22 protein-coding genes are annotated in these 23,756 nt (G+C 54.2%); 12 read left to right on the top strand and 10 right to left on the bottom strand.

Annotation, left to right across the window (positions count from 1 at the left end; all coding sequences use genetic code 11):
* Positions 1 to 10 precede the first annotated feature (10 nt).
* Both OHL20_RS05790 and OHL20_RS05795 read right to left on the bottom strand, forming a co-directional pair.
* The gene (locus OHL20_RS05790) at positions 11 to 757 is read right to left on the bottom strand and encodes a site-specific integrase (protein ID WP_263382251.1); all 747 of its coding nucleotides are present in this window, start codon (positions 755 to 757) and stop codon (positions 11 to 13) included.
* On the bottom strand, positions 757 to 1,626 hold the full coding sequence (locus OHL20_RS05795; RefSeq protein WP_263382252.1) for a hypothetical protein: 870 nt from the start codon (positions 1,624 to 1,626) through the stop codon (positions 757 to 759). Before OHL20_RS05795 ends, OHL20_RS05790 begins: the two co-directional genes overlap by 1 nt.
* Positions 1,627 to 1,700: 74 nt before the next feature.
* Here OHL20_RS05795 and OHL20_RS05800 point away from each other — a divergent pair, with 74 nt between their 5' ends.
* Positions 1,701 to 1,916 carry a helix-turn-helix domain-containing protein gene (locus OHL20_RS05800; protein WP_263382253.1) on the top strand — a complete coding sequence of 72 codons (216 nt, stop codon included), beginning with the start codon at positions 1,701 to 1,703 and terminating at the stop codon, positions 1,914 to 1,916.
* Complete coding sequence (locus OHL20_RS05805; RefSeq protein ID WP_263382254.1) at positions 1,906 to 2,382, top strand: hypothetical protein; 477 nt, start codon at positions 1,906 to 1,908, stop codon at positions 2,380 to 2,382. Before OHL20_RS05800 ends, OHL20_RS05805 begins: the two co-directional genes overlap by 11 nt.
* Before the next feature lie 1,026 nt (positions 2,383 to 3,408).
* Here the strand turns inward: OHL20_RS05805 and OHL20_RS05810 are convergent.
* Entirely contained in the window at positions 3,409 to 4,029 is a 621-nt protein-coding gene (locus OHL20_RS05810; protein WP_263382255.1) for an SOS response-associated peptidase, read from the bottom strand.
* 81 nt (positions 4,030 to 4,110) lie between these two features.
* Between OHL20_RS05810 and OHL20_RS05815 the strand changes: the two genes are divergently transcribed.
* The 6 genes from OHL20_RS05815 to OHL20_RS05840 all read left to right on the top strand — a co-directional run bounded on the left by OHL20_RS05815 (position 4,111) and on the right by OHL20_RS05840 (position 8,715).
* Positions 4,111 to 4,632: a hypothetical protein gene (locus OHL20_RS05815; protein WP_263382256.1), complete on the top strand. Its 522-nt coding sequence runs from the start codon at positions 4,111 to 4,113 to the stop codon at positions 4,630 to 4,632.
* Positions 4,633 to 5,013: 381 nt separating this feature from the next.
* Positions 5,014 to 5,739: a recombinase family protein gene (locus tag OHL20_RS05820; RefSeq protein WP_263382257.1), complete on the top strand. Its 726-nt coding sequence runs from the start codon at positions 5,014 to 5,016 to the stop codon at positions 5,737 to 5,739.
* A 306-nt stretch (positions 5,740 to 6,045) separates the two neighbouring features.
* On the top strand, positions 6,046 to 6,441 hold the full coding sequence (locus OHL20_RS05825) for a hypothetical protein (protein ID WP_263382258.1): 396 nt from the start codon (positions 6,046 to 6,048) through the stop codon (positions 6,439 to 6,441).
* Positions 6,419 to 6,898, top strand: a complete 480-nt coding sequence (locus OHL20_RS05830; protein WP_263382259.1) for a hypothetical protein — start codon at positions 6,419 to 6,421, stop codon at positions 6,896 to 6,898. The genes OHL20_RS05825 and OHL20_RS05830 overlap by 23 nt, the downstream gene beginning before the upstream one ends.
* Positions 6,889 to 7,542, top strand: coding sequence for a hypothetical protein (locus OHL20_RS05835; protein WP_263382260.1), 654 nt, complete (start codon positions 6,889 to 6,891; stop codon positions 7,540 to 7,542). Before OHL20_RS05830 ends, OHL20_RS05835 begins: the two co-directional genes overlap by 10 nt.
* A 570-nt stretch (positions 7,543 to 8,112) precedes the next feature.
* Positions 8,113 to 8,715, top strand: coding sequence for a hypothetical protein (locus OHL20_RS05840; RefSeq protein WP_263382261.1), 603 nt, complete (start codon positions 8,113 to 8,115; stop codon positions 8,713 to 8,715).
* A 10-nt stretch (positions 8,716 to 8,725) separates the two neighbouring features.
* Here the strand turns inward: OHL20_RS05840 and OHL20_RS05845 are convergent, their stop codons facing one another.
* Entirely contained in the window at positions 8,726 to 8,893 is a 168-nt protein-coding gene (locus OHL20_RS05845) for a hypothetical protein (RefSeq protein WP_263382262.1), read from the bottom strand.
* A 337-nt stretch (positions 8,894 to 9,230) separates the two neighbouring features.
* On the opposite strand from OHL20_RS05845, the gene OHL20_RS05850 reads away from it, so the two are divergent.
* Positions 9,231 to 9,986 carry a hypothetical protein gene (locus OHL20_RS05850; protein WP_263382263.1) on the top strand — a complete coding sequence of 252 codons (756 nt, stop codon included), beginning with the start codon at positions 9,231 to 9,233 and terminating at the stop codon, positions 9,984 to 9,986.
* Positions 9,987 to 9,991: 5 nt separating this feature from the next.
* Here OHL20_RS05850 and OHL20_RS05855 read toward each other — a convergent pair whose 3' ends face one another.
* Together OHL20_RS05855 and OHL20_RS05860 are read right to left on the bottom strand one after the other, a co-directional pair.
* On the bottom strand, positions 9,992 to 11,905 hold the full coding sequence (locus tag OHL20_RS05855; protein ID WP_263382264.1) for an alpha-L-arabinofuranosidase C-terminal domain-containing protein: 1,914 nt from the start codon (positions 11,903 to 11,905) through the stop codon (positions 9,992 to 9,994).
* A gap of 90 nt (positions 11,906 to 11,995) precedes the next feature.
* Entirely contained in the window at positions 11,996 to 12,871 is an 876-nt protein-coding gene (locus OHL20_RS05860; RefSeq protein WP_263382265.1) for a PGN_0703 family putative restriction endonuclease, read from the bottom strand.
* An 87-nt stretch (positions 12,872 to 12,958) separates the two neighbouring features.
* Here OHL20_RS05860 and OHL20_RS05865 point away from each other — a divergent pair, with 87 nt between their 5' ends.
* Positions 12,959 to 14,233 carry an MFS transporter gene (locus OHL20_RS05865; protein ID WP_263382266.1) on the top strand — a complete coding sequence of 425 codons (1,275 nt, stop codon included), beginning with the start codon at positions 12,959 to 12,961 and terminating at the stop codon, positions 14,231 to 14,233.
* 346 nt (positions 14,234 to 14,579) lie between these two features.
* On the opposite strand, the gene OHL20_RS05870 is transcribed toward OHL20_RS05865, so the two are convergent.
* The 4 genes from OHL20_RS05870 to OHL20_RS05885 form a co-directional block, all read right to left on the bottom strand.
* Positions 14,580 to 15,623 (bottom strand): ComEC/Rec2 family competence protein, encoded by a 1,044-nt coding sequence (locus OHL20_RS05870; protein ID WP_263382267.1) that lies wholly within the window; start codon positions 15,621 to 15,623, stop codon positions 14,580 to 14,582.
* Entirely contained in the window at positions 15,620 to 16,435 is an 816-nt protein-coding gene (locus tag OHL20_RS05875) for an SDR family NAD(P)-dependent oxidoreductase (protein ID WP_263382268.1), read from the bottom strand. Before OHL20_RS05875 ends, OHL20_RS05870 begins: the two co-directional genes overlap by 4 nt.
* Positions 16,432 to 17,484: a galactitol-1-phosphate 5-dehydrogenase gene (locus tag OHL20_RS05880; RefSeq protein WP_263382269.1), complete on the bottom strand. Its 1,053-nt coding sequence runs from the start codon at positions 17,482 to 17,484 to the stop codon at positions 16,432 to 16,434. Before OHL20_RS05880 ends, OHL20_RS05875 begins: the two co-directional genes overlap by 4 nt.
* Before the next feature lie 75 nt (positions 17,485 to 17,559).
* Positions 17,560 to 18,741 carry a tetratricopeptide repeat protein gene (locus tag OHL20_RS05885; protein ID WP_263382270.1) on the bottom strand — a complete coding sequence of 394 codons (1,182 nt, stop codon included), beginning with the start codon at positions 18,739 to 18,741 and terminating at the stop codon, positions 17,560 to 17,562.
* Positions 18,742 to 18,942: 201 nt separating this feature from the next.
* Between OHL20_RS05885 and OHL20_RS05890 the strand changes: the two genes are divergently transcribed.
* Together OHL20_RS05890 and OHL20_RS05895 are read left to right on the top strand one after the other, a co-directional pair.
* Positions 18,943 to 22,758 (top strand): TonB-dependent receptor, encoded by a 3,816-nt coding sequence (locus tag OHL20_RS05890; RefSeq protein WP_263382271.1) that lies wholly within the window; start codon positions 18,943 to 18,945, stop codon positions 22,756 to 22,758.
* Positions 22,759 to 22,767: 9 nt separating this feature from the next.
* On the top strand, positions 22,768 to 23,754 hold the full coding sequence (locus OHL20_RS05895; protein ID WP_263382272.1) for a tetratricopeptide repeat protein: 987 nt from the start codon (positions 22,768 to 22,770) through the stop codon (positions 23,752 to 23,754).
* The last annotated feature ends 2 nt before the right edge of the window (positions 23,755 to 23,756 follow it).

Below are 23,756 nucleotides of genomic sequence, written 5' to 3' on the forward strand. Positions count from 1 at the left end.
TGGCTGCTTCCTAGCGCCTTTGCAGAATCGCCCGAACACGCGGACTGAGCGGAAGCATTCGGCGGGCTGCTGCCGTCTTGCCATGTGTGACCTGGAGCGTTCCTTGCTGTCCGTTGTGCCACGAAACGAACTCCCAACGGAGCCGCGCATTCTCATCAGGACGCATCCCCGTGTCACTCAGTACAGCGGCGATATCTGCCATAAGCTCGCCAGCGGCTGCCAAGTAACGCGCCTCTTCATCGGGTGTGACGACGTGTTCCCGGTGATGTTGTCCCCGCAGCATTTTGATCTTCGGAGCGTTCTCCGCAATGCCCCATTCAACCGCTAGTAGCAGCGCACGGCGAAGGACGCGCAGCGAATTGTTAACAGAGGTGGGCTTCCATCCCTTCGTCTGGAGAAACGCAGCATAATCGGCAGCGTGTTCGCTTGTTATCGTTCCTAGTTTGCGACTGACTAAGGGGCCATATGCGGAGATATTTCGGAGTTGCGTCCGATACCAACCCGTCCATGTTTTCGGAGATGCCTTTTCAAAAGTAGATTGCGCCCACGGCGTGAATCGATCCTCAAGGAATTTCGCAAGGGTTGGGGCGGGCTGCCGTTCTACCAGTCCAACTTCTCCTTTGGCCAGAGCAGTCTTGTGAGCGGCTTCGATCTGACGTGCGGTGCGAGGATTGCCCTGTTTCGTGCTCTTTTGAATATGCTCGCCGTTGAATAGAAAGTGATACCAGTAGACCGTTCCGCGCTTGAAAATTGACATTAGGTTGTCACCCCTTTCTTGGGCTTGCGTCTTGCTTCTCTTCCCCTTCGTACCGACACAAGGTGCGCGCACGACTGCGAACAAAAATGCCGCGAATGGTTTGATTCGACTTTAAAAATCAGACCGCAGTCTGATCGCGCGCAAAGCCGATATGGCACTTGGGCAATCTTGTCCATCGTTATTGTGGTTTCGATTGCCGACGAACAGAGGTCATCCCGAACGGCAAAGAACGGCGCAGTCATACGTCTTTGTGGAGCTGGAATCCTGCTACTACGCGAAAGCCACTCCTCAGCATCGCCACTCAGAGCGGCTTTGTACCGGGTTTGTTCATCCCAAATCAATTCGGGAATAATGCATAAAGGCCGATCTAAACCTAGCTTCTCCGATCCGCCTATCTGCCAGAGACTCGACATATCCCACCTTCCCCATGTGTTTAGGAACTTTGCGAGTGCTGTCGTGCGCATCGGGAGAGACAAAAACTCTTCTCTCATCTTCCAAGGATCTCGCTCTCTCTCAGGTTGCTTCTTTGCTGAAAACGAAACCAAGATCTCGAAGGTCGAATTACCTGAATAGATCGGGTTTACCTCGCTCTTGGATGTCAGGTAATCACTAATCTTCTCCTCGTGACGGTAAGAGTTAATTGTGTAAAGCGGGCTCAAAGTTAGATAGGCCGGTAACTTCATCTTGGGACGTTCTGGAGTCAGCGAAACTGCAAACTTATCAGTTGTGACTGGAAGCATTGCGAAGATGCCCGATGGTTTGGGCTGCAAATCACGCGCAGATCCCACGACGGCAGCCTCAAAAAGCTCCCATCTACGCCCCTCTGTTGCGAATTCGATTGCAAACGGAACCTGAATTATATGTGCCATGATTCGTGTCTTGTTCCTGTCACCTTAGCTGCGTTACGTTGTCTTTGCAAGACATTTCTTGGCGAGGTTTCTTCATGGATGCACTTCTATCAGTTGATGAGGCCGCCCGTAGGCTTGGCGGTCTGAGCAAATACACAATTCATGCATGGCTAAGTTCGGGCAAGTTGAAGCGAACAAAGCTAGGAAGCCGCACGATGATTCGCGAATCAGAATTGGTGCGCATCGCTAATGAAGGTGACGGCGGCAAGTCAGGCGGTCGCGTTCGAGAGCAGGCCATCGATGCAGCCTAAACGCCAGACCAAAAGCATGCCGGAGGCCCGTAAAGTTGTCGCAATCGACAGGGCTAAAGCAATGGTCTGGACCGGGCCTGAGTATCCAGTTCTCAGGCCCGGCAAGTACACGGTCCGAGGTCTTTCCATCCAAGGCCCAGATTGGGTTCGATCTTACTTTCGTTGGTCACTCCGAATCGAATTCGGGCTTACTACGGAGACGGAGAGCGTCTCGGCGTTCTTCAACTTCGGAAGCGATGCAGCCAAGCCGCGCATTGGTCGCCAGTCACGCTACTACAAAGCGTGGGTGGTCGCCAATGGGGAGCACCCGAGGAAGGGCGAAGAGATGAGCGCTAACGTATTCCTAGAAGGTCAATTCTTTGAGGTTGAGGTGGACGACTGCAATCGAGACGCCGAAGGCAATTCAAAGCCTGGAGCCGACACCTACTCGCGAATTACAAGAATCATTTCGGCCGTGCGAGCATGAGCCCAATCTGGAATCTCGAATCATTCAATCAAGAAACAAGAATCAGGAATCACCCAATCAAGCAATCAACCAATCAACTAGCCGTCTGTGAGCTTCGCCCAAGGCCGGGCGTTGGAGAGCCAACCCAAGCAAACCCTAAAGGGGGAGACTCCGGTCTCCCTCAGGCCGTCTCGACAACACCCAGCACCCACCTGAGTAAGAGAAGCGGTGTTAGGACAACACGGATGTGGATCTAGCTAATGATTTCGGATAATAAACAGTGGGCGGATGGGGCAGCGGACGGAAGTATGGATCTAAGACAACGACATCGAATTATCGCAAGCTCGATGTCAGGGTGCTCCAAAGGCAAGGGTGGTTGGACGTTCGTTACTCCGTCACGATCACATGGACCCGCAACAAACAACCAGACGGAACCATCAGCATCCGTCCGGAAAGTCATCTCGTTACACTTTCCTATCGTCATCAGAGAGCGGGTGAGGATTGGAAAAGCAAGGAATATACGGTAGATCTCGACCGGACTGCTTGCCATTATGGAGGAGTGCGAGTGTGGTTTCGCTGTCCGGCACGCGGCTGCGGGAGGCGTGTTGCTGTGCTCTATGGCGGTGGGATTTTTGCGTGTCGTCAGTGTCACGGCTTGGCCTACGACAGTCAAAATGAATCGAGGTCTGACCGTTCAGATGCTCGCGCATGGGCAATCCGTGAGCTGTGTGGTGGGTGGGGCTGCTTGTTAGATCCGGTTTTGAGACCCAAGGGGATGCATCTCAGGACTTTTAGGCGTTTGGAAAGCGAATATAGCCGCATTGCGCATGTTTCTCTCATAGACTTCGCGAAAAAAGCGAGGATTTCGCTTCCCGAAGCCGCTAAGATGCTGAATGGCGATCTCCCTCTCCCTTGATTCACCTACAGATACCGCCTGATAGAAGGCTTTCACTCCTAAATTAACTGGTTTAAACATACGCAGCTAGGCACTATTCAGCATCTCGGGACCATTGTTTCGAACGTTACCTACCAGTTGATTAGCTAGTGTCATCTGCATATGTCGGACTCAAAGGGTCGCAAAAGTTCAGTTGGTGGCTGCTCTGTAATCTCGCGCGAAAGCCATCGGTCGTAATCGCGAGTATGAAGTATTACAGGCATTCGAGTGTGAATCTGTGACATTAGCTCATTCGCCTCTGTTGTCACGATGCTGAAGGATTGAAGCCATTGGCCCTGCTCATCCTTCCAAGCGTCCCAAAGCCCGGCAAACGCGAACAAATTGCTATCTGTGACACTGAAGGTATAAGGCTTCTTCGTTTTTGCATCCAGCTTTTGCCATTCGTAAAAGCCTGATACGGGAATGAGACAACGACGCTTCCTAAAAGGTTCGCGCCAAGCGGGACTCGTGGAGATGGATTCAGCGCGCGCGTTTATCGTGGAAATTCCTTTTACATCCGCGAGTCGCTTAGTAAAGAACGGAATCAGACCCCAACGCATGAGAACCATTTCGCGAATGCCATCGTCACGACTTTCCCTTATAACAGGCTGGAAGGTGGATGGAGCAATGTTGTAATCGTCCGGCGGCATGGCGAGATGGCTTATATCGTTAGCCACCCGAAATTGCTCTGCGATACGCTGCTTGTCAGAACGTCGCAAATAACGTCCACACATGATGTTCTCCAATCCCTCGAAACTTTACATGATGGATGCTCACATCTGGGGTATAGTCGGCACCGCAGCAATGGAGCATTTATGTCCGCTTATGTAAGGAACGTGCTTTCAATCGCAAAAATTCCTTTTTCGCCGTTCGTTCCGGCTGAGCTTAAGGCGGTCGTCAGAGATGTTTACCTGACCGATGCCGGTCAGCTTGTTGGACCGTATTCACGAATGCTGAGTCGTAGACGTAACTTTCTCGACAAAATAGATGCAGCTTCCGGAGCCAATGCGGGACCGTATAACTCTTGGGAATGTCATCACGTTGTCGAAAGACAGGATCTCGAACGGCTGAGTATCAACGGCAAAGTCCCGACATATTCCCGACAGATCTGCGTGCTACTACCTAGCCATGGCCATTCGAGCAGAGTGAGCGGGGTGCTAAGAGGCGAGATTCCGGTCGGGGACTTGGTAACCATTGATGATGTTCTCCCGGCCTACTCAAGCGCCTACGAGATACTTGGAAACTACTCAGGCGGGGGCGATAAAAACATTCAGAGAGAACTAGAAGCCATAGTCAACGCGGTTTTGCACCTAGCCGGACTCTTACCTAAGCCTTAGGTTTTGTGACAGCATGCCCCACCTTCGTCTCATAATCGATTCTTTATATTCTCTGGAACTCTCCTGAAAATGCGGTTGAAGATCTCATGTGATAGATCACATGATTCCTGAATGGCATGAATTGTCGGGATAACCCTGATGTTGACCTGCCGCTCCCTAGCCAAACGCATTCCGGCGATCAGACATGCGCCGAAGTAGATAAGAGAACGGTTGGCTCGCGGTATGTGTGCATCGGGATCGAACATGCAATGAGTATAGCGAACAAAAGGCGAAATTAGGTTAGTCAGTCTAGACGGATGCAATCTCATGTAGACCCAGCTCACATCGGCGTGTTACATTTACTTCAACGTTGGTAGAAGCAAATGTAACGGAGCGAGCACAGTGGCGAATGGCAAATTCATCTCCTACCTAAGGGTCTCAACCGCACGGCAAGGCGCGAGCGGATTGGGTTTGGAAGCGCAACGTGAAGCCGTGAGCCGCTATCTGAATGGCGGAAGCTGGACACTGGTTCAGGAGGTGATGGAAGTTGAGAGCGGCAAACTGAATGACCGTCCCGCCATCGCTGAAGCTCTCCGTCTCTGCCGTCTCCACAAAGCCACATTAGTAATTGCGAAGCTGGACCGACTCGCTCGCAATGTTCACTTCATATCTTCCCTGATGGAGTCAGGTGTGGATTTTGTCGCGTGCGACTTCCCAGAAGCGAATCGCCTTACTGTTCATATTTTAGCTGCCGTTGCTGAGCATGAGGCCGCTATGATTTCAGTGCGGACAAAAGCCGCGCTGAAGGCAGCCAAGGTTCGCGGCTCTGTACTTGGCGGCCAGAGAGGCAGCCTAAACCGTATGCGGGGCATGGCAGAGAAGGGCACGCGGGCTAGTGCCGTTGTGAGGAGCTGCATCGCTTCAAAGCGTATCAAGGATCTTGTTCCAGTAATTGAGGATCTTCGTCGAAAGAGAGCAACTTCTCTCCGAGCCTTAGCTCAGGGCCTAAACGATCTTGGATTGACCACTTCTCGAGGTGGACAGTGGACTGCAACGCAGGTCCAAAGGACTTTAGCTGGCAGCCAGCAATTAGCAATTAAGCCCACCTGCGACTATAGTACCAGCTAAAAGCCTCATTCGAAAATAGTTAGCGAGATATTGGGGCGAATACTTGGCGAAGACTTTGAACAAAACCTTGAGTGGTTATAACGTTTTTAGGTTCTTCGTCGATAAAGCATCAATGACAATGTTGAACGAATCTAATCCCTATTAGATGCCGTACTGTAAATAGTTCTATTCAAATAGTTGCAAAACGCTTATTGTCACTCTAACGTTGGTGTGTGTGTCAAAGCGATTACTGATAAGGACACAACGAGACGGTTCATTACAGCGTCCATTCGACAATGATGAACTGGACGTGAGAAGGAGACCAAAATGTCATTCGCAACGTTGATCAGCGAGATTCAAGAATCAACGTCATTTTCGATCGTTCAAATATTGAGCCCGACAGACGCAGCGGAGCAGCTGGAAGCATCTCTCAAGCCATATGAAGAAAAGTTCAAAATGTCATCCAAAAGTTTCTTTCCCATCTACAAAACGATGTTGAAAGATGCCAGGACGAGCCATGAAAGGTTCGAGTTGACAACTTGGTATTTCGCAATTCGCGAATTGTATGCCCAATTGCAGTGTGTGGTGACGAAAGAAGCAATTCCTCCCCATCCCATATTTGCTTTCAATTCTGAGATTGACCAGAGGCCCGCTAACGCGGGCCTTTATACTGTTTTGACGGGGGCAACTGTCTGTGTCGATGTCAGATATTCTGTCTGCTGATAATCGACTCAGTGTGCTTTCAACGGCTGAACGCTATTACCGCATCTCAGATAAATTCATTCAATCATGTTCGGATGTGAGCAGTCTTCCGAACACTGTTCCTACCTTCCATGCTGGTTTCGGCACTTGGGAAGGCGATTTAACACTTTCTAAGAATGGCCAACACTACATCCTTCATTTTGAGGATTCCTATCAACGGATTTCAGAGTCGAGAATCGACCGTGTTTTCACCTATGACTTTCGTCTGCACCATAACACCATAGAAATTTTCCGCTTCGATAATCATGGAAAGCCACTGAATCACACTGCCGCTTGCCACTGTCACTGTGGCACAGGTCAGAGGCTCCTCGAAGGAGATCCAGCGTTAAAGCAGTTTTCTATGGTTTCACTAACCTTATGTGACGCCGTAGTGATTGCGAGCGCTTATGTAGAAGAAGGAAAACTCCCATGGCTGTGAAACGTGCCAGCACTCGATCAGTAACTTACTTCCAAAGTTCAGGGCGCGTTAACCTGAAGCGTGTAGTCACGTCGGTTTTGCGTAATCTGAAGAATAGAGAAGAACTACGCTCCCTAAAGCTTGTTTTCTTCACAGCTTATGGCGAGGGCCCTCTCCTTGCAAGCGGAATTTTGCGAGATTATGAACCCAAGATGATAGCGGTTACATTTCCTCCTTCCATTACGGTTTTTAGAGGCAATGCCACGGTTCCGCATGAACTTGTGCCGAGCGTGACTCGGTACCTTGAAGTGTTTGACGTGAAGATCTTGGCGGAGCGACTCCCATTCAGCACTTTGGATGTAGATGAATCCAGAGTTGCAGAAATCAAGTTAGTGGAGAGCACTTTAGCAACTGTCGCTAGTAGCTTTCCGTTATGCGTTCAGGCAGTTCTCCAAGCCTGTGATCATGGCCTTATTTCTGTCGGTGAGCAGGTAATTGGAATAACTGGAGACTTCGCGGCTCTTATCTCGGCTTGCGGAACAGAGAATTTTTTTTCCAAGGACTCTGGATTTTTCATACACGAGATTTTTTGCAAGCCAAGTCAACCGTATTTCAAACGAACGGTACATGCAGCCGTTGACCAAAATCTGACTGATAACGGCTAGTGAGTGTAGCGGGCAGAGCTGCTCAACATTTGCAATAAGCGTGTGCCTTGAAACTAAGTATGGTTTCCGGATGGGCGCCCCCCTGCACAGCTACAGACAGCGTCCATTCGTCTTCAACCCTGCAGCCTTCCTATATTTCGTTGCAACATCCTAGCGAGGTCTTCGCAACTTAGACAAATAACTTGCTGAAAAGCCTTTCTAACGATAAATTTAGCGGACTTAACTTTGATAAGAAATCTTGCGGGTACTGGGGATATTCATGTATCGCATCTTTCGGCGCATCTACCTCACTGTTCTACCCCTTTTTTCTTGCCTTCTACTTGCGTCTTGTACGGGCAACCGCTCCGCGCCTTCAAAAATCACTCAAAGATCTTCAAAGCATTTCGCACAAGGCTGGGTCACTCCCAAGCACAGCAAGCTCGCTTTGGTATTCGTACATGGACTGTTCGGAGTCGTGCCGGATACCTGGACATGTAAGGGCCAACTTTATTGGCCCTACGCTCTAGCGGATGATTTTTCGAATGTAGATGTTTATGTCGCCGCATTCCCAACACCGCTCAAAGGTGGAAATTGGACATTCCTGGGGTGAGCAGGGAATTGAAGCGAGAACTTCACGAAGATGGGGTTTTTGAAGACCACGATGAGGTTGACTTCGTAGCCCACAGTTTGGGGGGACTAGCCGTTGAGAGGTTGCTGATTGACGATCAGAGGGACTCTTATCACGGCGCAAAACATGCAGATTACGATAATCCGCGTTCTATGGCGGATAAGACACACTTTCTATACATGTTTGGCACACCTTTCGAAGGATCTCGAGTGGCCAAGGTTGCTGCATACTTGAGTGACGATCCGAAGTTGAAGCAGCTAAGCCCAAGAGACGAAGAGGAGTTCCTTTTCAAACTTTCAAAGGAATGGGTTGGAATACATCCGAAGCTGTCCCCTGCGCCGCATCGCTATTGCGCCTATGAAACTCTTCGTACCGATCGTGCTCTGTTGGTAGTGGATAAGATGGGTGCCACCCGTCAATGCGAGAAGATGGAAGACGTTATGGCCGACCATCTCGGGCTGGTGAAGCCTTGCAAGAAGACGGACAAGTCTTACACTCTATTGCAGGAGCGCGTCCAGCATAGGCTCGAACAGATAACAAAACATGGCAAGAAGAACCGCCAATAAAGGCGTTTGGCTAACCCATGTCCTCAAACTCTTCACGCCGGTCCAAATCGTTCACCTTCCGATAATCGTGTCTAAGGTTATCTATGCTCTGCCGAATGTCATGCAGAGCATAGATGCCGTAGATCGCAGCCGCTAACAGAATGAAGAGTCCAAGAGTGGCGATATCACGAATCGGCATATGAAGGATTTCCATCCAGCCATGCTCTCACACGTGCGATCTGGGTTAGACATGCGAGTAACGGCGGTTGGATCGCATCCGCATCGCCATCGTTTGCTGTAGCGAATACTGTAGCGGGTGCCAGTCTATATGCACTTGTATACAGTGTGCGTAAACGCCCGCAAGTGTTTGAAACTAAAAACCTATGCAAGCTCATGTTAGCGCCTCTAACTTTGTAGTCTCTGGTTTGGGACCAGAGGGTCGGGGGTTCGAATCCCTCCGCCCCGACCATCAAGTTCTAAGAGCCTTGCCCGAGCTTGATCCTTTCCCTCACAATTTACGTCTAAAAAACATGCTTATGAAGCGCCTATCCGTCGTTGCGGTGTGTGTTGCGGGTCTGGTAATCACTGCCGGAGCGCAACGTGGTGGTGCGCATGCGACGATTGGCGGACACTCTGGGCCAGCAATGCGGAGTGGGCTCGGTTCCGCACCTTCAGGTGGGTTCACGGGTGCGCCCAGATATACAGGATCTCGCTCGATGGGCGTAACTCCCGCTTTTAGGTCTGGCTCGTCTGCGGGAGCCTTGCGGCGGCCAAATGGTCCTGGCGCAGGTGGCTATCGTAGGCCTTATGGCGGAGCGTATCGTTCGCAGGGCCCTTACGTTGGCTATCCCTGGTCGGGGCTGGGCGGTGTAGCGTTTCTTGGGTATCCGGATACGACCGGCCTGAATGATGGAACAGCGAGCTATGACAACGAGCCGACAGGTAATGGCGATCCATCGCAGGGGCCATACGCTGTGGCACCTTACTCGGGTCAGGCGGGTGACGCTGCTCTTCCTCCTTATCCGCCTCAATATGCTCAGCAACCGCTAGAATCGGTCGCCCCGCCTCCTCCGGCACGGGAGCCTGCGCCCGAGGAGGCAGTCACGCTGATCTTTAAGGACGGGCGCCCTGCAGAGCAGATTCACAACTACATGCTGACGCGAACCACGCTTTATGTCCGCGATCAGCATCACCATGAGATTCCAGTGAGCGAACTCGATGAGGCGGCTACGACGAGGGCAAACAAGGCCGCCGGCGTTGATTTCCAGCTATTACCCAATGGTTCACAGTAGCTGAGTTAGTTCAGCTCGATATCCAGAACCTGAATCGAATACTGAGGAAGACTGTGGCTGAAGGTAGCCGCGGCGTTCGTAATCGTACTGACCACGGGCACAATCCGTGTGGGATCAGTGATGGAGTTGGTCTCCTGCGTAGTCTTGCCGCTCAGGGTCGTAACCGTAGCCCGAGGGCGGATGTGAGCGGCCCCGTTGAGCTTGATCTCCACCGTCTGCGGCAGCGATGACGCATTAACAAGCTTCAGGTTGAGGTGGTGGGTCTTCGAGTCATAAGTCGCGGAGTCGAAGAGACGCGGGTTAGTCGTGTCAAGTGTTGAGGCGAGGATCTGGTCGCCAAGATGCGTAGTAAACATGACTTGCGCATAGTAGCTGGGTGAGCCGTAGCTGGTGAGCGCGTCGTAGCCGATGAGATCATTTGGCCACTGCATCGCACCAACAGTGACGTTGGTGAAAAGCGGCGCATACGAGGCCATGATGACGATGTCGCTATTGCGCTCAAGGCCGGTCATCCATGCGGCGTCGCCTAGAGCAGCGCCAAGATTGGTGGTTGGAGAGCCTTCGCGTGTCGCCCACTCGCCGACGAGGATCTTGGGCCCGTTGCGATCGTAGGTGTCGTAACGGTGCGTATCGACAAAGAACTGCTGGGCAGTCCGATAGAAGTGAGTACGGAGCGTGTGGTCGTTGTCGTCGAGAATGTCGGGGCGAACGGATGTAACAGGAGCAGCGGCAACAAGCTGCAGGGCGGGATGCTTCTGCTTAATGGCCTTGTAGAACTGCGCAAAACGAGCGTTGTAGGTGCCGGAGTCGTCGTGGTATTCCTCATTACCTATCTCGATCCTGTTCAGAGAAAAGGGTGCAGGATGGCCATCTTTTGCGCGCTGAGCACCCCATCGAGTTGAGATGTCGCCGCTCACATAGTCAATCTCGTCGAGGGCGTCCTGGATATAGGGCTCGAGGTCTTTACCCGGGGTGACGTGATCGCCGGTAAGCGAGTAGCCCGAGTAGACGGCGAGGAGCGGGTCCATGTGTAGGTCTTCACACCATGTAAGAAATTCGAGCAGACCAATGCCATCGGACGAACGATAGGTCCACGGCGTGGGGTGTGTGGGCCGATCGACGAGAGGGCCGACGCTCTTCTTCCACTCGTAGTGCTCGTTCACATGATCGCCTTCAAGGTAGTTGCCTCCAGGAAAACGAAGGAAGGCCGGGTGCATGGCGGCAAGCTTCTCCATCAGGTCGATTCGCTTGCCGTTGGGCTCGTTCTTGTACGTCGGGGGAAAGAGGGAGATGAGGGTAAACCAGGCAGTCCCGGGATGTGCCGCAAGAATCTCAAGATGGTTCTTTGCCGAGGTTGTGAGGTTTGCGGTCTTGAGAGTGAAGTCATGCTTCTGCCAGGAAGAGCTGAGCGTTGGAACGATCGTTGATGCGGCGATGATGCCACTGTCGTCGTTGACCAAACGAACCGTAAGATCGCCAAGTGATGGCCCATCGGCCTTGGCATAGAAGGAACCTTGGTAGGAAGTCGCAGCGTGGAGAGGAATGCCCCAGAAGCCGGTGTTGTAAAAGCCTGCCTGAGACTTAGCATGCGCAGAGGTGGCGGTGAACTTCAGGCTGTGGGTGATGGCAGTGCTGGGTCCAGTAGTTCGGTCGATCGCGATGTCTGCTCTTGCACTTCCGTTCTGGATGAGGGTCCAGTGTTCGAGGTTAGGACCTTTGTTCGTCTGGAAGGTGCGATTGCTGACAAGCTCAGCGTAGAGGCCACCGTCGTAGGAGTAGTTGATCTCCTCCGTCATGATCCCGTAGAGGGTCGGGCTCACGTTGCCAATAGGCTTTGACACGTCGACGGTCAGGGTAGCGGGACTCTGTGACATGCCTGAGGTAGCGAGGAGCAGGAGGCCGGGAAGAAAGAGACGCATTCGCTGTGATCCTTCGCTTGCAGACTGATAACGTTTACTGACGCGTCGCCAACGGTAGCGGAAGGCCGGTTCATCGTCAAGCGATCCAGACTATGGAACGATACCGTACTTGGCCTCAAGGAAGATTTGTAGATCGCCGGGAAGTGTTGCAGCCAATTCCTGCCAGGTGAGGAGGAGCAGGCGACAGCGCAAATCATAGATTCGTACGGCGCGCAGGATGCGGTGCCAGGCCGCGATAAGGTCTGGCCGGCGAGCGTCACAAAGCACGCAAAAACGCTGGTCTGTAGCATGCGCGGCGAGAACTCCGCGGATGAGTTGGTACGAGACGACAATAGTCCCAAGGATTTCGAGGTCATCGAGGTTGAAGACTTCTTCAAGATCGCGATAGCGATCGATCAGTTTGCGCGACGCCGTCTGAAAATCGTACTCGGTAAGCTTGGCTTCGATAAGGAGATCGGCCAACTTCAGGTCGACCTCTGTGCAGTCCCGCCTACCGGATTGGAGAGGAACGCCTGGCTTGTAGCCAAACTGTGGCTCCGCTTCGGTATCGATGCCGAGCAGAAGTCGCGTGCCTTGGCTTGTCAGAACTTCAGGGTGGCAGAAGATGTTCATCAAAAGCGCGTCAGAGCTGTTGGACGAGTCCAGTTCGCGACGATCAGGGTCACGGCTAAGAAGCGCTCTCTTGGCAGACGTATGAACCTTAGTGAGACGACGCGCCCACGCTGGTGTCTCGCGGATGCGCCGGTAGCTATCAGCGAGGAAGTTGCCATGATTGCCAGCGTCGTCTTCGCGGTACAGGATGGCGGGTGGGTTCCCGAGCGAGACCTCGTGAGAGCCAGGGTGCCTGAGTGCCCATTGAAGATTGCGCACGCTTAACTCCCGGCGGAGATCGGCAGCGTAGTGTTTGGAAGGTCGCGCAGGGCGGGGCCTGGCTTCGCGGAACTCGGGATCAATGATGTAGCGCATGGCGTTTCAGGCGACGGAGTGCATGTCGTCATTACGGTACGGTACGATGAATCGCGTGTTTCAATCCACTTGAAATAGAGAACTCATTTGCCCCAACCGCGACGTCGATGGAGAATTGCCTGGCTGCTTGGGCTGGGCGTGCTCGTCAACTACTTCGACCGCGTGAACCTCTCGGTGTCGCATGCGGCGCTGGTCGGGACCTTCGGAATCTCAACGGTTGCGTTTGGCTATCTTTCGGGTGCGTACAACTGGACGTATGCCATGTGCCAGCTTCCCATTGGCGTGGTGCTGGATAAGTTCGGCGTACGGAAGGTGGGCCGCATCAGCACGTTTCTTTGGAGCGTAGCTTCGTTTGGTGCTGCAATTACTCCAAATCTACAAGGATTCTTTGCAGCGCGATTGGTGCTTGGCGTCGGGGAGGCACCTACGTTTCCAGCGAATGCCAAGGCAATCGGGATGTGGTTCCCGAAAAATGAGCGGAGTTCAGCCACATCGATCTTCGATGCAGCCGCCAAGTTTGCGTCAGCAATTGGCGTACCGCTCCTCGGAATTCTGCTGCTAAAGGTTGGCTGGCGATGGAGCTTTGCGCTGACGGGCGTCATCAGTCTGCTCTACTTTGGGCTCTTCTCGACCATCTATCGCGACCCGCAGGATGACCCCGAGTTGACGCTTGCAGAGCGACAGACGATCGGGCTGGATGAGGGAATGCGCATCGAGGCAGATGCAGGACAGGGCGCTTCGCTGGGCTACCTGCTCGGGCAAAGAAAGGTGATTGGACTGGCGATTGGCTTTGGATCGTATAACTACATCTTCTATTTGTTACTGACCTGGTTGCCTACCTACCTGTCGTCGGCGCTGGGTATCGATCTACTGCACTCGTTTTTGTACACTGGCGTTCCCTGGCTATTTGCCACCGTAGTGGAACTTATTATCGGCGGGTGGCTTGTGGATGCGTTGATCCATAAAGGCTGGGATGCAAACCGCGTGCGCAAAACTGTGCTGATCGGCGGCATGTTCTGCGGGCTGGGAATTCTTGGGGCGGCAAATGCTCACACGGCGATCCGGGCGCTGATCTGGATCAGTGTATCCATCGGAGGACTATCTGCGGCGGCTCCCGTGGGATGGTCCGTGCCGTCACTGATTGCACCGCGGAGCAGCGTGGGGCGTGTTGGCGGAATCATGAACTTTTCGAACCAATTATCCGGAATCGCGGCACCGATCCTCACCGGGTACTTAGTGTCGGCGCGGCATTCATACGCGTTGGCGTTTGCAGTAGCCGCCGGGTATTTATTGGTCGGGATCGTGAGTTATATCTTCCTCCTTGGGAAGATCGAGCCCATTCGGCTGCAGCACAGGCTTTGAAATACGCACCTCGGTCCCGAGAACCTTCCAAAGACGTGTCAAGGCCCACTTTGATACTGTCGCCGATAAGCCTATATGTATGAACCACTTACACGGAAAACAATTCCAGAGAAGTTGGCCCTCTGTTCCGCTGAATCCGCTATACTAGAAATAGAGGTAAACTCAAAACCCGGCCAAAAGCCGGGTTTTCTGCGCAATCCTAACCCCTTCAGAATGTGTACTTTACCTGTAACCGGAATGGATTGAGTACTTTAGCTTGACCTGACGACCTAAGCACAAGAAAAGAAACGACTTAAAGTCCACCTCAGGAATGAAAAAGGTTTCTGGCAGTCCACTTCGAAGTGGCTCAGCGTGTACCGTAATGCCGGACGTCGCCCGTGCGGGAGTTGAGGATGTCGAAGCTTCCATCCTTGCTGCCGATAAGCTCAAGGTAATTTGCAGCATCGGTACCTTGCGGATTGGCGATGTACGCCGCAGCGGTATTCCGGGTTGGTCCACCTTCCTTTGAGTAGTGGAGCTGCCACAGGGTTTCTAGCCCGGGCGCTTTAGCGATAAGTTCGAGGGGCGCAGCCGACCCACCCTTGGTCTCGCCGTTATCCATGATGGCCACTCGGGCCCCGATGGCATCGACCAGTGCAGGGCTTGAACTCTGGTTCCAGCCATGGTGCGAGACGATGTAGACGTCAACCTTACCAAGCCTGTTGGCCGGGCATTGAAGTTGCATCTCCTTATCCCACGTAAGGTCGCCGAGGTCGAGCAGCTTGAGGTCGCCGAAGGTGATCTGGATACCAAGCGAGCGAGAGTTTTCGGTCTGGTCTGCGGGACGCGGTTCGGAGGCCTGGCAGTAGGGATTCGCTTGACCTCCGCCGGGAAGATTGGTTTGGATAAGGTCGCCGTCGGAGCTGATGACGGTCGCGTGCAAACCGGCGATGGGTAAAATGTCGCCGGGCTTCGCGATGACGTGCTTATACTTTCCGGTCGCCAGCAGCTGCTGGTAGAGAGCATAGCCTTGCTCGGTGATGCCCTTGTCCAGCTCACGGTTCGTACCATGATCGATGAAGGTGCCGACCGGAATACGGGCTACAAGTTGCGGGACGCCGCCCACGTGATCCTCATGAAAATGCGTGATCAGAACGTAGTCGATCTTGCTGATGCCTGCCTTTTTAGCAGCGGCTACGATGCGGTCGGCGTCGCGGCCATTGTTTCCGTGCCAGCCGGTGTCAATCAAAAGCGACTGGCCGCTGGGCGTGACAAACAGTGTCGCCTGGCCTCCTTCGACGTCGACGAAGAAGATCTTCAAACGACCTGCGCCGACTTGGGCATGCGCACTTACTGAGATCGAGAGGGTCGCCACGACGAGTGCGAGGAGCAGTTGAGTGAAGCGCTTCATCGGGATTCCCCTGAGCTTGGAGTAGTGGGTGGGTTGACAGTGGCGCGCATGGCGCCAGTCGAAATGCCTCCATCAACAAGGAGGGTTTGACCGGTGATGTAGCGGCTTGACTCGGAGGCAAGGAAGACGACAGCCCCGTCGAGATCATGGTCCTGACCGGGACGCTTCAGAGGAATGCGGTCGATGAGGTAATCCACCCACTCCTTGCTCTCGTACATGACCTTATTCTGATCGGTGCGGAACCAGCCGGGCGCGATGCAGTTGACGGTGATGCCATGCTTGCCCCAATCGTCAGCGAGCGACATGGTAAGTTGGCGAATGCCGCCCCGACTTGCACCATAGGGCGCAAGGCCGGAGTAGCCGAAGACACTGGTGACAGAGCCGATGTTGATGATCCGCCCATAGCCATGCGGGACCATGCGGCGGGCGATCTGCTGGGCGACGAAGAAGCTGCCGCGGAGATTGGTGTCGAGGATAAGATTCCAGTCATCCCAGGTCACGTCGAGAGCTGGCTTGCGGACGTTGCATCCTGCGTTGTTAACGAGGATATGCAGTTGATCGCAAGAGGCTTCGACGGCAACCGCCATGCGCTCGATGCTGCCCTGATCGCGTACGTCGAGTTCAAGCGGCGTCGCCTTGCGGCCAAGCGCTTCAATCTCGGCGACAAACGGAGCCAGGTCAGCTACCTTGCGGCTCGTGAGGATTAGATCGGCACCGGCCTTGGCAAGCGCGCGGCCGAAATGCTGACCGAGGCCGCGGCTGGCTCCGGTGACGAGGGCGGTCTGGCCGGTCAAGTCAAAGAGTTCATTCATGACGACACCTCCTCGCTTCTTGGATCGAGGACAACCTTCATCAGGTTAGGCTCGCGGCCGTAGAGACGATCGAACCAGGCAGGTCCATCGCTCAGAGGAGCTACGGCGGAGATGAGCATGTCAACGTTGATCTTGCCAGCCGCTATCAGTTCAATGGCCTGGGGATACTCGCCTGCCGAAGAGCAGGAGCCCTGCAGGCGGATCTCGCGGGTGACGACCTTTTGGAGGGGGAGCTTGATCTCACGGGCAATGTTGCCGACCAGAGCTACCTTGCCACCCTTGCGGACGCAATCGATGGAGGAGTTGACGGTCTCGTCGCGGCCCACTGCTTCGAACACGACATCGACTCCCTGCCCTGCGGTAAGGTCGAGGATGATCTTCTGGAGAGCCTCGCCGGAGGCTTCGAAGGTCTCATCGGCCCCTAACTTCCTGGCTAGAGCAAGGCGGGTGGCATCGATATCGGCCACGTAGACGCGGGAGCACCCGGCGACGCGAGCAGCCTGCAGGAGCAACAGCCCAATCATGCCTGCGCCGATAACAAGGGCGGTTTCGCCGCCTTCGAGGAGGGTAACGCGAACTCCATGAAGAGCAACGGAGACGGCTTCGAGCATGGCGGCACTGGCGAAGGGAAGGCCGTCGGGAAGGCGGTAGAGGATGTGGGCGGGAACGGCGACGTACTCGGCGAAGGCACCGGCACGGCGGTAGTCGCCGCAGGAGACGCCGACGACCTGGCGATCGTCGCAGAGGTTGACCTCGCCCTTGAGGCAGAAGGTGCACTTGCCGCAGTAGACAGTCGAGTCGAAGGTGACGCGGTCGCCGATGCTGAAGCCGGTGACAGCCGAGCCTACGGCGGCAATGGTGCCGGCGGCTTCATGCCCCATAACGATGGGGGGAATGCGACGGCCGGATGCACCATCGAAGCCGTGGACGTCGCTGCCACAGATGCCGCAGGCGGCTACCTGGACGAGAACGTCTTCGGGGCCAGTCGCTGGCATGGATTGATCGGTGACTTCAAGATGCTTGTATTCGGTAAGCAGGAGAGCCCGCATTTTTGGAAGATTACCTCGCGCGTAGATGCTTCGCAACCAAGGGTAAACCTTTACTGCCGGGTTGGGTAAGGACCGCTATACCGCTCCCGGCGACGTAGGCTCAAGTTTGCGCCAGTCCTGCAGTTGCTGTGCGTTCTGCTTTTCCTGCAATTCCCTGAGCCGCGCGTACTCCTCTGTTGCATGGGCTGCATCAGCGGTCCGCTGCAGCTTACGATAGGCCCGCGCCAGTTCGTACCAGGCACGCTTTACGACCTCGCTGTCGTGACCATCAGCGATGCACTTCTCCAGATACTTGACGCCATTGGTCTCGCTTCCCTCTGCCACCAGGCCTCGTCCCAGGTAGTATTCGACCACGGGAATGGGTCCGGAGCGGGCGAGCATAGCGGTGAGCAGTGGGACGCCTTCGGCTGCGGCTCCAAGATCAACTTCGGTACTGCCAAGGTTGTACATGGCGATGAGGTTCTGAGGACTCAGTTCGAGTTCCTTGGCGTAGGCCTTGCGGGCCTCCTCTAATTGGTTGGAAGCACGGTACTCGTCGCCGAGTGCTTCGTAGAGGTCAGAGTTACGGGTCTCGAGCTTGATAGCTTCTACATACTCTGCGATGGCTTCCGGATGACGTCCCTCGTCGGCATAGAGCTGGGCCCGAACGCGGCGCACATGCCAACTATTCGGATCGACAAGGGCCATAGCCGAGTAGCTTTCGCGCGCAACCGCACTATGGGCCCGCCCACGATATTCAAGGACGTTTAGATCCTTTGGCGCAAGTTCGTGAGCGTGATCGAGCGGCGCCACCGCACGTTCAGGGTGCCCCATGCCTAGCTCGACCGTGCCGAGCCAGGTGAGCGCTTCGACGTTGTCCGGAGAATGGGCAAGTTCCTGCTCGAGGGCACTCTCGGCCTTCAGGGGACGGTTCGCCTGATACTCAAAGATGCCAAGAAACATAGAGGCAGAGTCCAGATGAGGGCTGAGGTGGAGGGCAGCGTCAATAGCGGAGATCGCCTCATCGAGCTTGCCTTCGCGGCCAAGGACGAGGCCGAGATCAAGGTGAGCCTCGGGTAGTTGCGGAGCAAGGCTGACAGCAAGTCGGAAGGCTTTTTCGGCATCGTCGGCACGGCCGTTCCGCATGGCTATGGCTCCCCGCTGAAAGGCATCCTGAACCCGCGCGTCCTGCGGAGGTGCCTGCGCCAACGCTGCACGCAGAGCAAAGAGCGCTGGGATGAGCGTCATCAGTTGGAGTGACCTGGTACCTATTTTCATGACTATCCCAACAGATGGTAGAAGTGGAGCCACTGCTTGTCGACCTGATGGTCCGGCACCCACTCCACCAAAAGGTTGAGGAGACCGCCTACCGTAAGACGGAGCATCTCTTGACAAAGCTTTTTCCACAAGCCTAATATCTTCCGTGTTCGAGATTGTTACCGTTTACATTTCAGGATCGAAGAATCCGGATGTAACTGCGTGACAACGAACCGGCAGATTACGCACACCGCCGCACCTTGGGCCTACCGCAACACTTTGGAGGAAGACGTGAAGAACCGCATTTCACTGAGCAGGATCGTATTAGCGTTCATCGCAGTTGTTTTCAGCTTCGTTGCCTCTCTAGCCATGGCACAGACAAATGAAGGCCAGTTGGCTGGAACTGTCCTTGACAGCACCGGTGCCGAGATTGCCAACGCTGCAATCTCCGCAAAGAATGAAGCGACCGGTTCCGTGTATAGCAGTACATCCACGAGTTCAGGCAGCTATCGCTTTCCTTCAATCAGCCTCGGTCGGTATACGATTACTACGACTGCAACAGGATTTAAACCGATCATTAATACCGGCGTTGAGGTACGCGTCGGAACCGTAACAGCCTTCGACGTTCATCTGACCATCGGTGGGGCCAGCGACACGATCACGGTAGCATCGGACGCACCTTCGGTCGAAACGCAATCCTCTGAAGTCGGCGGTACGGTGACGACGCAGCAGATTGTGGATCTACCGCTTGCACTTGGCGGCGTCGGCGCGATGCGCTCGGCTGAGTCCTTCGTATTTTTGATTCCAGGTACTGCGGGTCCTGGCACAGGAAACAGCAACAATGGTGTCTTCATCTCGAAGATTGGCGGTGGCCAAAACTTCGGCAATGAAGTGCTACTCGACGGTGCCAGCCAGACTCGCTCTGAAAATGGCTCATCCTTTGACGAAGAAGCTCCCTCCGTCGAAGCAATTGCCGAGTTCAAGATCACCACGAGCACACCGGCTGCAGAATTTGGTCGTACGACCGGCGGCATCGAAAACTTTGTAACCAAATCCGGTACGAACTCATTCCACGGCACCGCCTTCGATATCTTCCGAAATGATGCCCTCGATGCAAATCAATGGTTCAACAATGGCCGTCAGGCTTACTACAAGTCCATCAATGACCTGACGGATTACAACAACAACGCTCGTCCCAGCGATAAGCAGAATGACTTTGGTGGTTCATTTGGCGGCCCGGTCTTCATCCCCCATGTCTACAACGGCAAAGACAAGAGCTTTTTCTTCTTTGCGTGGGAGCAGTTCCGCCAGACCCTAGGCGGCGTTGCAACGAGCACCGTCCCAACGCTCGCTGAACGTGGTGGCGATTTTTCAGATCAGTTGATTGGCGGCCCAACCAAGCAGAACAGCGCGTGCGACGGTTCGGCTATTCAAAATGGTGAAATCTTCGATCCTGCTACGACGCGCACGGTCAATGGCACACAATGTCGCTCTCCGTTCATCACGAATGGAAAACTGAATGTAATTCCGCAGGCTCGTTTCAGCCCGCTTGCTTCGAAGATCCTGGCGTATTACCCCCTGCCGACGAATAACGCCTTGACAAACAACTACTCACTCCGGTCTTCCTCCCCGATCAACAACACTACCTACACTGTTCGTATCGACCACTCGATCGGTGCGAACGATAAAGTCTACGGCTCGTATAATTCGCGCGAGAACACACGTCACAGCCCAACCTTTCTGACCCTTCCAGCCCCCGTCGATCCTAGTGTGCAAACGCAGGACTTCATCACACACTTCGGCCGTGCAGGATGGGATCACATCTTTAGTCCTTCGGTCCTGAATCACCTTAATCTGGGATTCAATCGCTCCAATTCGATCAATGGTTCAATCGAGGCATTGAGCGGCGTCAACTATGCTCAGCAACTCGGAATTCCCAACATCGTGACTGGTTTTCCGGTAATCAATATTTCGGGCGAGCAGACGTTGAGCCGCAACCAGCTTGGGGACAACATCGACAACGGCATTCGTTTGAATGACTCCGTGAGCTGGCAGAAAGGCCGTAACAGCTTCAAGTTCGGCTTTGACTACCGATATCAGCAGTACTCTGCGCTGGCGAATGACCAGATCAACGGTTACTTCAACTTCGATGGCAATCAGACGAAAGCGGCCTTTAGTGGCCCCACTCTGAATGGGACTGGCCTCGGTCTGGCAAGCTTCCTGCTTGGCAACTTTGACTCGGCAGGCACGACGATCCCGTCACACCAGCCACGATGGATCTCTGCGTACTACGCAGGATTCGTTCAGGACGACTTCAAGGTAAGCAACAATCTCGTGCTGAATATCGGCCTCCGGTACGATGTCGACCAGCCCCGCAAGGAAGCAACGAACAGCACTTCAAACTTCAGTGAGACGGCGATTGATCCAAAGAGCGGTCTGCCGGGCGCGTTGATCTTCGGAACGAACTGCACTAACTGCAACAAGCGATGGGCTGCAACCTGGTTCAAAGATTTCGCGCCGCGCATTGGCTTTGCGTACACGTTGCCGAACAGTGCCGGTAAGTCAGTGCTGCGCGGAGGTTTCTCGACCCTCTATGGCCCACTGCAATACAGCGACTTCGGCGGCTCGACAATCACCGGGTACTCGAATCCCATCAACCAGAACACCAATGGCTTCGATGCCTCGTACAGGATCGACAACGGGCTCAATCCTTATACGGTCGGCACGAACCTGGATCCTGGCTACTATGACAACGGCAACTCTGCAGCTCCTGTCGCTTTCAGCAACTACATCAAGTCTTCGTACGGACGACCGGCCCAGGTCAATCAGTGGAACCTGCAAATCCAGCAGGAACTTGCTAAGGACTTGATCATGACAGTTGGGTATCTCGGTTCGTCAGGGGCCCACCTGAAGTCTTCGGAAGAAAACATCAACAACAGTTCTAAGGCTACCTTTGCTCTAGGCGACATCCTGTCACGGCAATTCAACTTCAGCGCTCCTGCACAGGGCACCAAGGCTCCTTATGCCGCTTTCAACCAGAACGCTGCTTATGTGCAAGCGCTCCGTCCTTTCCCGCAGTATGACTTCATTGCCACAGACTGCTGTCTACAGAACGTAGGTCACTCCTCGTATGAAGCGTTGATCGTTTCGGTCGAACGTCGCTTCTCGCAAGGGTTGAACCTGCAGGCATCGTATACGTGGTCGAAGACGATTACGAATGCGGACTCTGCGATCAACGTAACGAACGGTGTGGCTCAGGATCAGGACCCGGCAGACTCGAAGAGTCAAAAGTCGCTCTCCAACCAGGACATTCCTCACACGTTTGTCGTGAGCTACCTCTATCAACTGCCATTCGGTAAGAACAAGCATTTCCTGAACCATGGAAACCCCGTGCTTGTCTCGCTGATCAGCGGCTTCGAGCTTGGTGGCGTTCAGCGCTACCAGTCCGGACAGCCGACCTCCTTTGGCTGCGCGGATGGCATCCCGGGCTTCCAGAACTGCATCAAGTTCACACGCCTTCCGGGCTCCCAACTGAAGAGCAATGCACGTCATGGCAAGATCAACCCCTTCCGTCAACTTTATGCAGGCGGCAACCTTCCCGCTCCCGATCCCAACGTCGATAGTGAGTTCAATGGTCTGTTTAGAAGAGATAATGCGGCCTACTCTGCACTGCAGCCGACACCCGCACTCTATAGCCAGAATGAGAGTGCAAATCGTGTCCTGCGGGCCAAGGTGGCCTGCGCTCCGGACGCGGCAACCCCTAATTGCGATAACGGAGACTTCGAGTTCGGAAACGTCCCGCGGGTTACCGGCGAAGCTCGCAACTATCTCTACACAAACGAAGACTTCAGCTTCCTGAAGAAGACGCCAATCGGCGACAACAAAACACTCATCCTCAAGGTGGAAGCACTGAATGCCTTCAACCGGCATGTCTTTTCGACGCCCGACCTGAACCCCTACGATTCCACATTTGGTGTGCCTAGCGGGGTCATCAACGGTGCGCGCAGCCTTCAGCTAACGGCTCGGGTGCAGTTCTAACCAGAACAGATGAATCCTGTATTTATAGCAGCGTTTGCACTTCTACTACCGGCGATGCCTTTAGGCATCGCCGGTTTTTCGCAGGCTGCTCTTTTCGAAGCGTCCAGGCAGGCGAGTGCCGACGCCCCCTCTGACAACCTTAAGTTGGGCAACATGCTCCTCAGTCAACATAGATACCCAGAGGCAATGGAACATTATGAGGCCATTCTTTCACTCAACATGCATGATGAAGAAGCGCGTCGAAATGAGCTTGCTGCTTCGGTCGCGCTTGCGCTCCAGGCGAGACGCGAGGGAAACCAGGAGGCGGCGTTGGGTTGTCTTCAGCATGCCCGAGAATATCTGCCCGACGATCCGACATTGCTGACAGACCTAGGCATCCAGGCGCAATTCGTACATCAGCTTCCGCTGGCTCAGGAAGTCCTTGTCAACGCGTTGAAGCTAAAACCCGGTGACCTCACTGCGACGTATGCGCTCGCCCGGGTTGAGACAGATCGCCAGCAATTCCCGTCCGCCGAGGCGCATATGCGGGAGTATCTCCAGGCTAAACCGGACGACGCTACAGCGCACTTTGGGCTTGGACATCTACTGTATATGGAGCAACGGCTTGAAGAGGCTCGAACTGAGTTTCAGACCTCGATCGAACTTCAACCCGCTCAAAGCGAATCGTATTACCAACTCGGCCAGATGGACCTTGACGCACATCGAGATGCGGAATCCCGGCTACTGTTTGAAAAAACGTTGAAGCGCGATGCGCATCATGGTGGAGCCCTCACCGGGATGGGCATCGTCTCATATCGTGCGAAGGAGTTCGCCATCGCACGTGATCAGCTTATGGCTGCCGTTCAAAGCTCTCCAGACTATCAGCCGGCTCACTATTATCTCGGGCTGACGCTTGCACGCCTGGGCGACAAGGAAGCTTCGGATCGCGAGCTGACCCTCGCGACACAGCTGGCCGCGGCACAGCAGGCGCCAGCTCGTCCTCAAACTCAGCCGTAGTA

The organism is Granulicella arctica, from assembly GCF_025685605.1.
Classification (GTDB): domain Bacteria; phylum Acidobacteriota; class Terriglobia; order Terriglobales; family Acidobacteriaceae; genus Edaphobacter; species Edaphobacter arcticus.